General features: G+C 73.9%; 11 protein-coding genes. 2 read left to right on the top strand and 9 right to left on the bottom strand.

All coding sequences use genetic code 11. The features are described from left to right. The first annotated feature begins 1 nt into the window (after position 1). On the top strand, positions 2-721 hold the full coding sequence (locus IAG43_RS15435) for an ABC transporter permease (protein WP_187741300.1): 720 nt from the start codon (positions 2-4) through the stop codon (positions 719-721). Between the two features lie 715 nt (positions 722-1,436). On the opposite strand, the gene IAG43_RS15430 is transcribed toward IAG43_RS15435, so the two are convergent. The 9 genes from IAG43_RS15430 to IAG43_RS15390 form a co-directional block, all read right to left on the bottom strand. After that, the gene (locus IAG43_RS15430) at positions 1,437-2,249 is read right to left on the bottom strand and encodes an HAD family hydrolase (protein ID WP_187741299.1); all 813 of its coding nucleotides are present in this window, start codon (positions 2,247-2,249) and stop codon (positions 1,437-1,439) included. Further along, positions 2,246-3,523, bottom strand: a complete 1,278-nt coding sequence (gene serS, locus IAG43_RS15425; protein ID WP_187741298.1) for a serine--tRNA ligase — start codon at positions 3,521-3,523, stop codon at positions 2,246-2,248. Before serS ends, IAG43_RS15430 begins: the two co-directional genes overlap by 4 nt. Positions 3,524-4,117: 594 nt before the next feature. Then, entirely contained in the window at positions 4,118-5,059 is a 942-nt protein-coding gene (gene pheA, locus IAG43_RS15420; RefSeq protein ID WP_187741297.1) for a prephenate dehydratase, read from the bottom strand. A 50-nt stretch (positions 5,060-5,109) separates the two neighbouring features. Next, positions 5,110-6,339: an iron uptake transporter deferrochelatase/peroxidase subunit gene (gene efeB / locus IAG43_RS15415; protein WP_187741296.1), complete on the bottom strand. Its 1,230-nt coding sequence runs from the start codon at positions 6,337-6,339 to the stop codon at positions 5,110-5,112. A 7-nt stretch (positions 6,340-6,346) separates the two neighbouring features. Beyond that, positions 6,347-8,335, bottom strand: coding sequence for a copper resistance CopC/CopD family protein (locus IAG43_RS15410; RefSeq protein ID WP_187741295.1), 1,989 nt, complete (start codon positions 8,333-8,335; stop codon positions 6,347-6,349). Between the two features lie 19 nt (positions 8,336-8,354). Then, positions 8,355-8,801 (bottom strand): copper chaperone PCu(A)C, encoded by a 447-nt coding sequence (locus IAG43_RS15405; protein WP_246574363.1) that lies wholly within the window; start codon positions 8,799-8,801, stop codon positions 8,355-8,357. Then, positions 8,798-9,454, bottom strand: coding sequence for an SCO family protein (locus IAG43_RS15400; protein ID WP_187741294.1), 657 nt, complete (start codon positions 9,452-9,454; stop codon positions 8,798-8,800). Before IAG43_RS15400 ends, IAG43_RS15405 begins: the two co-directional genes overlap by 4 nt. 35 nt (positions 9,455-9,489) lie before the next feature. Further along, entirely contained in the window at positions 9,490-10,227 is a 738-nt protein-coding gene (locus IAG43_RS15395; RefSeq protein WP_187741293.1) for a YcnI family copper-binding membrane protein, read from the bottom strand. Between the two features lie 94 nt (positions 10,228-10,321). Continuing rightward, on the bottom strand, positions 10,322-11,098 hold the full coding sequence (locus IAG43_RS15390) for a hypothetical protein (protein ID WP_187741292.1): 777 nt from the start codon (positions 11,096-11,098) through the stop codon (positions 10,322-10,324). Positions 11,099-11,487: 389 nt separating this feature from the next. Here IAG43_RS15390 and IAG43_RS15385 point away from each other — a divergent pair, with 389 nt between their 5' ends. Next, a complete protein-coding gene (locus tag IAG43_RS15385) occupies positions 11,488-11,955 on the top strand; it encodes an ATP-binding protein (RefSeq protein WP_187741291.1) in 468 nt (155 codons plus the stop codon). Positions 11,956-11,983 lie beyond the last annotated feature (28 nt).

Below are 11,983 nucleotides of genomic sequence, written 5' to 3'. Positions count from 1 at the left end.
GATGTACAACCCCACCGTCGCCCGGCTCACCTACAAGGCCGTCCTCGGACGGCGCCGGGCCGCGATCCTCTTCGTGCTCCCCGCCCTGCTGCTGCTCATCGCCTTCGCCGTGCGCACGCTGAACGGGGTCGACGACCAGGTGGCCGCCGACGTCCTCGGCGGGTTCGCACTGGCCACGATGGTGCCGCTGATCGGGGTGATCGCGGGCACCGGGGCGATCAGCCCCGAGATCGACGACGGCTCGATCGTCTACCTGCTCTCCAAGCCCGTGAAGCGGCCGGTGATCGTGTTCACCAAGCTGATCGTCGCGATCGCCGTGACCATGGCCTTCTCGGCGGTGCCCACCTTCCTCGCGGGCCTGATCCTGAACGGCAACGGGCAGCAGATCGCCGTCGCCTACACGGTCGCCGCGCTGGTCGCCTCGATCGCCTACAGCGCGCTGTTCCTGCTGCTCGGCACGGTCAGCCGGCACGCGGTCGTCATCGGCCTCGTCTACGCCCTGGTGTGGGAGACGCTCTTCGGCAGCCTGGTGCCGGGCGCGCGGACGCTCAGCGTCCAGCAGTGGGCGCTGTCCCTCGCCGAACGCATCGCCGGGGACGGCCTGGTCGGCTCGGACGTCGGCCTCCCGGCGGCGGTGGCGCTGCTCGCCGGGGTGACCGTGGCCGCGACCTGGTACGCGGGCCACAAGCTGCGCTCCCTGACTCTCGCCGGCGAGGAGTGAGCCCCGGGACGGGCCCGGACCGGTGACACGCCCGCGGGGCGGGAGCGCGATCGCTCCCGCCCCGCGGGCGTGCCGCGTCGCCGGGCCGCGTGGGACCGGCGGCCGCGCCGGCCGCCGGGAGCGGGATCGGAGCGGGACCGGGGGCACCGGGAGATCCAGGAGCCCGTTCCGCCCCGGGAAATCCGGTGGCACCGCGGCGTCCGGCGCGGCAGAGTTGTCCTGTCGGTGCCGCACACATGTGCGACCGATGGACGGACCGGGAAAAGGGCACGGCGACGACGCGGAGTTCGAGTCCCCGTCCGCGGTGCTCTCTTCCGGGCAGGGCCGGGCAGGAAGCAGCGGGGTGGAGCCGCCGCCGCGCGCCGCTCGGTGTCACTGCCCAGGGGGCGGCCGCTTCGAGCGCGCATCCGCGCGGGCCGCCCCCTCCCCGGCGGCCGCCACGCGGGCTCCCGGGGGCGCGGATGTCGTCCCCGCCGAGCGCCACATGCCGGGCGCACCGTGCCGGGCGCACCGTGCCGCTCGGGTGCGCGCGCAACGGACCGGGCGCACCTGCCAGCACCTGCCGCTCGGACCGCGCACTCCGCCCCGCGCCGCTCGGGCCGCGGCGCGCGCGAACCTCGCCGCTCTGACCGCCGCGCCGCTCCCGCCGCGTGCACCTCGCGCACCTCGCGCCCGAGCCGCGCCCCTGCCGGGACCGACCGTCCGGGTCCGCGGCTCAGGCCGCGAGCAGCTGCTCCAGCACCACCGCGATGCCGTCGGCGTCGTTGGAGGCGGTGATCTCGTGGGCCACGGCCTTGAGTTCGTCGTGCGCGTTGGCCATGGCCACACCGTGCGCCGCCCAGCCGAACATCGGGACGTCGTTCGGCATGTCGCCGAAGGCGATGGTGTCCGCGCCGCGGACGCCCAGCCGGCGGGCCGCCAGTGAGAGGCCGGTCGCCTTGCTCAGGCCGAGCGGCAGGATCTCCACTATCCCCGGGCCCGCCATCACCACGTCCACCAGGCTGCCGACCGTCTGTCTGGCCGCCCGGGCGAGTTCGTCGTCGCCGAGTTCGGGGTGCTGGATGTAGAGCTTGTTGAGCGGCGCCGCCCACAGTTCGGACGGGTCCTTCATCGGCATGTAGGGCAGCGGGCCCTCCTGCGCCCGGTAGCCGGGCGCGATCAGCACCTCGCCGTCCAGACCGTCGCGGCTCGCGGCGAGCGCCAGCGGCCCGACCTCCGCCTCGATCTTGGACAGGGCGAGGCCCGCCAGCTGCCGGTCCAGGGTCAGGGAGGTGAGCAGCCGGTGCTCGCCGGCGTGGTAGACCTGCGCCCCCTGGCCGCAGACGGCGAGGCCGTCGTAGCCGAGGTCGTCGAGGATGTGCCGCGTCCACGGGACGGCGCGACCGGTCACCACGATGTGCGCCGCTCCCGCCGCGGTGACCGCGGCGAGAGCGTCACGGGTGCGCTGCGAGACGGTGTCGTCGCTGCGCAGCAGCGTGCCGTCGAGGTCCGTGGCGACGAGCTTGTACGGGAAGGGCGCGGTGCTCACCGGGAGATCGGCTCCAGCACCTCGCGGCCGCCCAGGTAGGGGCGGAGCATCTCGGGGACGCGGACCGAACCGTCGGCCAGCTGGTGGTTCTCCAGAATGGCCACGATCGTGCGGGGCACGGCGCACAGGGTGCCGTTCAGCGTCGCCAGCGGCTGGACCTTCTTGCCGTCGCGCATGCGTACGGAGAGCCGGCGGGCCTGGAAGGAGTCGCAGTTCGACGCCGAGGTCAGCTCGCGGTACTTGCCCTGGGTCGGGATCCACGCCTCGCAGTCGTACTTGCGCGACGCCGAGGCGCCGAGGTCGCCGGAGGCCACGTCGATCACCTGGAACGGCAGCTCCAGGCCGGTGAGCCACTGCTTCTCCCACTCCAGGAGACGCTTGTGCTCGGACTCGGCGTCCTCCGGGGCCACGTAGGAGAACATCTCCACCTTGTCGAACTGGTGGACCCGGAAGATGCCCCGGGTGTCCTTGCCGTACGTGCCGGCCTCACGGCGGAAGCAGGGCGAGAACCCGGCGTAGCGCAGCGGCAGCTTGTCCGCGTCGAGGATCTCGTCCATGTGGTACGCGGCGAGCGGCACCTCGGAGGTGCCGACCAGGTAGTAGTCGTCCCGCTCCAGGTGGTAGACGTTCTCCGCGGCCTGGCCGAGGAAGCCGGTGCCCTCCATGGCCCGGGGGCGGACCAGCGCGGGGGTGAGCATCGGTACGAAGCCGGCCTCGGTGGCCTGCGCGATCGCCGCGTTGACGAGGGCGAGCTCCAGCAGTGCGCCGACACCGGTCAGGTAGTAGAAGCGCGAGCCGGAGACCTTGGCCCCGCGCTCGACGTCGATGGCGCCCAGGGCCTCGCCGAGCTCCAGGTGGTCCCTGGGCTCGAAGCCCTCCGCGCCGAAGTCGCGGATGGTGCCGTGGGTCTCCAGGACGACGAAGTCCTCCTCGCCGCCGACCGGGACGTCCTCGTGCACGAGGTTGCCCAGCTTCAGCAGCAGCTGCCGGGCGTCCTCGTCGGCCTCGTTCTGCGCGGCCTCGGCGGCCTTGACGTCGGTCTTGAGCTGCTCGGCCTTCTTCAGGAGCTCGACGCGCTCCTCGGGGGTGGCCCTGGAGACGAGTTTGCCGAGCGACTTCTGCTCGGAGCGCAGCTCGTCGAAGCGGAGGCCGGAGGCCCGTCGCCGCTCGTCGGCCAAGAGCAGGGCGTCGACGAGGCCGACGTCCTCTCCACGGGCGCGCTGGGAAGCGCGGACTCGGTCGGGGTCCTCACGGAGCAGGCGAAGGTCAATCACCCCACCAGGCTACCGGTGCCGACTCGGGCGACCCCACCCGATAAACCATGCGTGTCGCTTTGCCCGAATTGCGCGAATTGATAAAAAATGCCGGTGGCTGTCCTCCCGGTAAACGGATCGGCGCCGGACCGGGTGCTCCGGGGTGGTGGAGATCCTTCGGCCCGGCGGGCGCCCGCCGGGCGGCGGCGCGGCCCTGTCGTCCGGCGGCGGTGCGGCGGGGTGCGGCGGCGTGTGGCGGTGTCCCGGATCGTGGGATCTCTTGTCCACAGGGGGCGGCTCCGCCGGAAGGTTATCCACAGGGTGTGTGATCTCTCTGTGGATTCCGGAATTGATCATTCCGAATGCCGCTTCGAAGTCCCGGGATTCCCGATTTAAACCCCACTCACACACTCATTCGGGTGGGAATTCATCGCTCTGACGAGTTGATCGACGGAATTCGGGTGACAGGGTCTGACCTGTGCCTCTGTGGACGGAGTTGGGGCGACTGGGGGATTTGTCGACTGTGCGGCACTGTGTTGTCGACTTGTCCCCAGGTCGAGACGCCCGCCTGTGGATAACTCTGTGGACAGAGAAAATCAGCAGGTAGGACCGGAATCAGCTGTCCGTGCGGCCGTCCTGTGCGCGCGCCAGCCAGTCCGACGCGGCCGTGAACTCCGCGTCCGAGGTTCCCGCCCGCAGCGGCCGGACATCCTGCCGCGCCGTCCCCGCCCGCGGATACGAGCCGAGGAACCGCACCTTGGGGCAGATCCGCTTCAGGCCCATCAGCGCCTCGCCCACCCGGCGGTCCGCGATGTGGCCCTCCGCGTCGACGGCGAAGCAGTAGTTGCCGATGCCCGCGCCCGTCGGACGGGACTGGATCAGCATCAGGTTGACGCCGCGCACCGCGAACTCCTGGAGCAGTTCCAGCAGGGCGCCCGGCTGGTCCTCCCCCATCCAGATGACCACCGACGTCTTGTCCGCTCCGGTCGGCGCCGCCGGGCGGGCCGGGCGGCCCACGAGCACGAAGCGGGTCTCCGCGTTCTGGGCGTCGTGGATGTCGGTGACCAGCGGCTCCAGGCCGTACGTCGCCGCGGCGAACTCGCCGGCGAAGGCCGCGTCGTACCGCCCCTCCTGCACCAGCCGGGCGCCGTCCGCGTTCGAGGCCGCCGACTCCCACAGTGCGTCCGGCAGATTCGCCCGCAGCCAGTTGCGCACCTGCGGCTGGGCGACCGGGTGGCCCGTCACCGTCTTGATCCCGGCGAGTGCCGTGCCCGGCCGCACCAGCAGCGCGAACGCGATGGGCAGCAGCACCTCGCGGTAGATCATCAGCGGTTCGCCCGACGCCAGTTCGTCGAGCGTGGCGGTGACGCCGCCCTCCACGGAGTTCTCGATCGGCACCAGGGCGGCGCCGGCCTCGCCGGCCCGCACGGCGTCCAGCGCCGCGGGCACGGAGACCGCCGGGACGAGTTCGCGGGTCGCTGCCTCCGGGAGCGTGCGCAGGGCGGCCTCGGTGAACGTGCCCTCGGGGCCGAGATACGTGAAGCGCGTGGCGGACATACCGTCACCCTAATGGCCCGGGACCGGCGCCACGGCCGGTATGCGGGGTGTCACCCCTCCAGCAGCGCCTGTCCCACGTACTCGCCCTCCCCCGCCCCGCCGGGCACCGCGAAGAGCCCGCTCGCCTCGTGCCGGATGAACGGCGACAGCGCGTCGCCCCGGTCGAGCTTGCGCTGCACCGGCACGAAGCCGCGCAGCGGGTCGGCCTGCCAGCAGACGAAGAGCAGCCCCGCGTCCGGCGTCCCGTCCGCGGCGATCCCGTCGTGGTACGAGAAGGGCCGCCGCAGCATCGCCGCGCCCCCGTTCTGCTCGGGCGCCGAGATCCTGGCGTGGGCGTCCGCGGCGATCACCGGCTTCCCGTCCGGGCCGGTCGCGTCGAGGTCGGGCTCGGTCGTCTCGGTGCCGCCGGTGAGCGGGGCGCCGTCCGACTTGCGCCGCCCGATGACCCGCTCCTGCCGGTCCAGCGGCAGCTTCTCCCAGTCGTCGAGAAGCATCCGGATGCGCCGGACGACGGCGTACGAACCCCCGGCCATCCAGGCGTGCTCCGTCCCGTCCGGGACGAACACCCGCTGCCGGAAGTCCGGTTCGGAGGGCTTGGGGTTCCCCGTGCCGTCGACCTGGCCCATCAGGTTGCGGGCCGTCATCGGCTTCGCCGTGGCGCCCGGGGAGCGGTTGAAGCCGTTCATCTGCCAGCGCACCCGGGCCGCCTCGCCCGCCGCCGTCTGCAGGGTGCGCAGGGCGTGGAAGGCGACCAGCGCGTCGTCGGCGCCGATCTGCACCCACAGGTCGCCGTCCGACCGCCCGGCGTCGAGCCGGTCCGAGGAGAAGGCGGGCAGCGGGTCGAGCTGCGCGGGGCGTGCCGGGGTGAGCGAGGTGCGGTCGAAGAACGTGCGGCCGAAGCCGAAGGTGACGGTCAGCGAGGACGGACCGGCGTCGAGGGCGACGCCCGTGTCGCCCTCGCCGGCGCGCTCGCCGGCCATCAGCCGCGACGCCAGCAGCGACCAGCGCCGCATCAGCGCGGCCGCCTCCCGCCGCCCCGCGCCCGGCCTCAGGTCGAAGGCGACGAGGTGGCCGTGGGCCTGCTGCGGGTCGGTGATGCCCGGCTGACGGGCGCCGTGGAAGGCGGCGGCGGTGGACCCGACCGCCGTCAGCGGCGTCGGGGGAGCGTCGGCCGCCGCCCACCCGGCGGCGCCGCCCGCCGCACCGAGGACGAGCCCGGTCGCGCCGGCCGCGCCCGCGGTGCCGAGCAGCCGCCGCCTGGAGATGTCGTTGTCGCTCACGGGTGGTTCAGCCGATCCTGATGGTCTCGTCGACGGTCGTCTGGTCGAAGTCGGAGGTCCGCACGGTCACCTTGACCTGCCACTCGCCGGGCATCGGGATCTGGACCGCGCTCGCGCTCCAGTGCCCGGCCGCGATCCGGTCGGGGGTGATGGGCAGCGGTCCGATCTGCTTGGCGGTCAGGGTGAAGGACACCTTGAGCTCCGCGGCGTCCAGCGGCTCGCCGCCGGGCGTCTCGGCCCAGACGTGCATCTCGTTGCCGCCGGGCTGCGCCGGGTCCAGGCTGAGGCGGACGGTGCCCTTGCCGTTCTCGCCGCCGGTGTCGAAGGGCAGCGAGATCTCGCTCGGGCCGGCCGGCACGGTCGCCGCGGCCTGCGCCCCCGCCCCGCGGGCCTCCTCCTCGGTGCGCCCCGGCTCGGTCGAGGTGAGCACGGTCGTCACGGCGAGCAGGACCACCGCGATGCCGGCCTCGACGAGCACCGAGCGCCGCAGTCCGGACCGCTCCCCGTCGGCGTCCCGGGCCCGCCTGCGTTCGGCGGTCGCCACCGCCGCCCGCTGGCGGGCGAGCTGGGCGGCCCGCTCGGGGCCGCCGGCCGCGGCGCCGCCGGACGCACCGGCCCGGGTCCCGTCCGCGTCGGCCGCGACGGGCTCCGGCTCCGGCCGCTCCTCGATGTCGCCCGGTGCCCCGGCGTCGTCGCGTTCCCCGTCGGCCCCGGCCGCCTTGGCGGCCACGGCGGTCTTCTCGGTCAGCCGGTGCGTCCACCGCCGGGAGATCCAGGCCACCGCCACCAGCACCACCACGAGGCCGATCTTGACCAGCAGCAGTTGCCCGTACCGGGTCCCGGTGAGCGCCGACCAGGAGCCCACCTGACGCCACGACTGGTAGAGGCCGGTCGCGGTGAGCACGACCACCGAGGCGAACGCGACCCGGGAGAAGCGCAGCACCGCGGCCCGCTCCAGGTCCGGCACCCGGTGGAGGGCCGTCAGCAGGGTCGCGAGCCCGCCCAGCCAGAGCGCCACGGCCAGCAGATGGAGGACGTCGACCGGCATCGCGACGCCGGGCTGGATGCCCGTGGAAGCGTGCTCGGACAGCGCCCAGGTGGCGGCGATGCCCGCCGCGACCACCGTGCCGCCGAGCCCCAGCCCGAAGGCCAGGTCCCGCTTCTCCTGCCCGCCGTCGTCCCGGCGGGCGTACGCCCCGAAGAGCACGGCGACGAACAGGGCCGCCGCGCCGAGCAGCAGCAGCCGGGAGACGAGCGCCGCTCCGGTCTTCGTCTCCAGCACGTCGCCGAGCGCCCCGAGGTCGGCGACGTCCGCCAGGCCCCCGGAGTTCACGTACGGGGCGCGCAGCAGCAGCATCGCGAGGGTGGACGCGGTCAGGGCGATCCAGCCGGTGACGACGAGGCGCTGCACCGGCCGCACCGCGGCGCCGCGCCGCCAGCACAGCAGCACGAAGGCGCCGCCGCCCGCGAGCAGCACGAAGCCCGCGTACGCGGCGTACCGCGCGATGCCGTAGAGCACGCCGACGGCACCGCCGCCCGCCTGCTGGTCGGGCAGCGCGACCGTCGAGGCGGACGGCGCGCCGATCGAGAAGGTGAAGGCGCCCGAGACCGGGTGGCTGTCCGCGGACACGGCCTGCCACGCCACGGTGTAGGTGCCGTCGGGCAGCCCGGAGTGCAGGGTGACGCCGTACCTCACCGTGCCGCCGCTGGTGAGGTCCCGTATCTGCGCGGTGTCGGCGCGCTTGCCGCTCGGTTCGAGGACGCGGATGGAGTCGTCGCCCATGGCGATCTGCTCGGAGAAGGTGAGCGTGACCTCCCGCGGCGCGGTGGCCACCACCGCCCCGTCCTTCGGGTCGCTCGCGACCAGCGCGGCGTGTGCCGCCGCGGGGCCCGCGGCGGCCAGCAGCGTGCCGAAGAGCGTGCCGACGAGCACGGCCGCGGCCAGCAGGAGCCGTACCGGGGACGCACCGGGGCGCGGGGCGGTGGCGGTCGTCATGCGATCAGTCCCTCACTGCTCAGTGCTGCGGGTTGTAGGTCGTCTCCTTGACGGGGACGTCCACGGTGATCGGGTCCGACTTCTCGAAGTGCAGCTCCAGGGAGACCTTGTCGCCCTCCCGGGGGCGCTGCTTCAGCGACATGAACATGATGTGGTTGCCGCCGCGTTCGAGATCGAGGCTGCCGTCCGCGGGGATGTCGAACGACGCCACCTCGCGCATCTTCTGGTCCTTCGTCTCGTGGATCGTGACGTCGTCCGAGATGTCGCTGGTGACCGAGGTGAGCCGGTCCGCCTGGCCGCCGTCGTTGACGACGGTCAGGAAACCGGCGGCCATGTCGCTCACCGGCTGGGGCATGAAGGCCCCGTCGACCCGCAGTTCGGGCTCCCCGGCCGACGAGCAGCCGGCCAGCACGAGCGACGACACCAGAGCGGCCGCCAGGGCCAGGCGGGCGCGTCCGCGGGTCACGGCTTCTCCCCCGCGACCAGCTTGGGCAGGTCCTTCGCCCAGGCGTCGGCGGTGGTGTCCTCGCCGTACAGGACGTAGCCCTCGTCCGTCGTCGGCGAGAAGGCGACGACCTGGGCGCCGTGCATGGACACGACGGTGCCGTCCTTCTCCTTCTTCGGCGGGTCGATGCCGATGCCGATCTGCTTGGCACCGGCCTGGATGGCCGGGAAGTCGCCGGTCAGGCCGATGAACGACGGATCGCCCGCGGCGGGCAGCCACTTGGCCAGTTCGGCGGAGGTGTCGCGCTCCGGGTCCGTGGTGACGAAGACGACCTGCAGCTTGTCCTGGTCGGCCTTCGGCAGCTGCTTCTTCGCGATGGCGAGGTTGCTCATCGTCAGCGGGCAGACGTCGGGGCAGTGGGTGTAGCCGAAGTAGATCAGCGTCGGCCTGCCCTTGGTCCGCTCCCGGAGGTCGAACGTCTCACCGCGGGTGTCCTTCAGCACCAGGTCGGGCTTGGCGAAGGGCTGGTCGAGCACGGTCGCGGCCCCGGTCCTCGGCTGCGCCGAGACCTCGAAGCCGGAGGAGGCGGGGGTGTCCCCGCCGGAGGAGCAGGCGGAGAGGGAGAGCCCCGCGGCCACCACGAGGGCGGCCGCGAGCACGGTCTTCTTGCGCATAGAGCTGATGTCCAGACGTGTCTGTCGGGTGGTGATCAGGCGCGGCGGCGGCCGGCCATGACGCCGAACGCCACGCCCGCGGCGCCGACGGCGATGCCGACGCCGCCGAGGACCCGGGCGGTGGTGTCGCTGCTGTCGGACGAGGCGGCGGCCTCGGTGTGCGCGTCCCCGTCGTCGTGGCCGGCGTTCTTGTCGTCGGCGGCGGTGTCGGCGGCCCCGCCGCCGTGGTGGTCGCCGGAGGCGGCGGAGAGCTGGAGCACGGGTGCGGGGGACTCGGGCTCCTCGCCGCCCTCCACGGGCTCCTCGATCCAGCGCACGACCTCGTCGTTGTCGTACGTCTGGAGGGCCTTGAAGACCAGCTGGTCCGCGTCCTCGGGCAGCTGGCCGAGGGAGACGGGGAACTGCTGGAAGCGGCCGGGCGCGATCTTCGAGCCGTCGGCGGTCCAGGTCACCTTGGTGACGGCCTCGGTGATCTGCTTGCCGTGGACCTCGAGCGGCTTGTCGAGCTTGGACCGGGTGACCTCGGCCTTCCAGCCGGGGACGTCCTGCGGCATCACGGACGCCAGCGGGTGCCCGGTCGGCATGGACACCTCCAGCTTCACGGTGGAGGCGTTGTCCCGCTCGTTCGGGACCTTGAAGTTGACGGTGGCGTAGCCGCCCTTGGCGGCCTCGCCCTGCGGCTGGACGCTGACGTGGGCGAACGCGGTGCCGGAGAGGGCCACGACGGAGGCGGCGGCGACGGCGGCGGCGGCGGTGAGGCGGGAGACGTTCATGCGGAAACACACTCCACGGTGAGGAGAGGCGAAGGCGTGCCCGTCCGCGGACGCGCGGGGGCACAGCGGCTCCGCTCCCGTCGAGCGAGCCGCGTCAGGCAGCGATGACGTATACGGACGGCGGCCCGCGCCTGATCACCGTGTGCGCGAGTGCCTCACCCGCTCCCGGTGAGGGAGGCCCGTCCGGCGCCGCCGGGCGGCGGGAGGTGGCCGCGGGTGCGTCCGGCAGACCCGCCCGCAGCGCCCGCACCAGGGCGAGGGCCGCGCGCAGGGCGCCCAGCCGGGCGCCGTCGGCGACCCCGTGGGCCGGGCCGACGGACAGCTGAGTCAGCCGCACCAGTGCCGTGTCGCCGCGCCGCATCAGCAGCCCGGTCGCGGCGGCGGCCGCCAGGTGCCCGAGCACCATGGCGAGCGAGGGGAGGTCCGGGCCCGCCGCCGTGTGGGCGTGGGCGCCGTGCACCGCGGCCGCCGGGTCGATGCCGGCGGTCGTCACGATGCGCCGGGCGTCGGCCGCGCCGATGGACGCGGGGCCCGCCCCGCACACCAGCTTCGCGGCCAGCCGGATCAGCGCGTCGTCCGCGCTCTCGGCGAGCCGGAGCCTGGTCTGCGCCAGACCGAACAGGGCGTGCAGCGCGAGCTGTCCGCCGGCCAGCACCGCGGCGATGGCGGGCAGCGAGCGCTGCCGCCCCGTGAACGGCACGACCAGGGCGAACACCACGGCGCACCCGAGTCCGAGCGACCACAGCGGAACGGCCTCGCAGGCGGCCAGCACGTGCCCCGTCGCGGACAGCACGACGCAGACCGCGGTGAACACCGCGGCCCTCAGGAGCCGCAGACCGGCTCCGGCGTGTGCGCTGCGTGGGGACGACATGGCGGGCTCATCATCCCACTGCCGTCCCGGCCCCCGTACGGCAGGTCCGGAAGGTCCCGTTTGCCGACCGCCGCCCCCGGACCGCCGGGGCCACCGGGCCCGTCTCGCGGCCCTCGCCCGCCCCCGGACCGCCGCCCGCGACCTCCGGCAACTCCCCGGCGCGGCCCCGTTTCCCGCCCCGGCAACTCCCCGGCGCGGCCCCGGTGTCCGGCTCGGCGCGGCACGTCCCCGCCCCGGCGCGGGCGGCCCCCGCCGGCCCCGGTTCATACACCGCCCGACGCGGCCGCGCATCCGCCGAACGAGGGCCGTCTCGGGGACCGGGGGCTTACCGGTGGGGGTGACGGGCAATACGTATCGGTATGTCGAGCGGGGGGCCAGGAGGCTGGAGCATGAGCATCTGGTGGTCACTCCGTCTGCGGCGCGACGCCGCGAGCGTTCCACTGGCCCGCCGGCTGCTGCTCGGCGCCATGGAGACGGCCGGCGTCGACCCGGACATCTCCTACGACCTGTCGGTCGCGCTCACCGAGGCGTGCGCCAACGCCGTGGAGCACGGCGGGGGTCCCGGTCCGGCGGACGGCGACCCGGCGGCCGAGTACCGGGTGACGGCGTACCTGGACGGGGAGAAGTGCCGTATCGAGGTCGCCGACTCGGGGCCCGGGTTCGACCGCCGTCCCGTCCCGTACCGCGAGGGCCCCGGCGGCGAGGCGCCGGCGACGGCGGAGAGCGGCCGGGGGCTGTGTCTGATCGAGCAGCTCGCCGACCACGTCCATGTGCGCAGCAGGCCGGGGCTGGGCGCGGTGGTCAGCTTCGACAAGATCCTCAAATGGCGCGAGGGCGCACTGCTCGGTCTCTCCTGAGCGGTGCGCCCTCGCGCGTCACGTCCCT

This window comes from Streptomyces genisteinicus (assembly GCF_014489615.1).
In the GTDB taxonomy this organism is placed as follows: Bacteria; Actinomycetota; Actinomycetes; order Streptomycetales; family Streptomycetaceae; genus Streptomyces; species Streptomyces genisteinicus.
The sequence above is the reverse complement of the archived record's forward strand: the minus strand, read 5'-3'. Positions and strand labels throughout refer to the sequence as shown.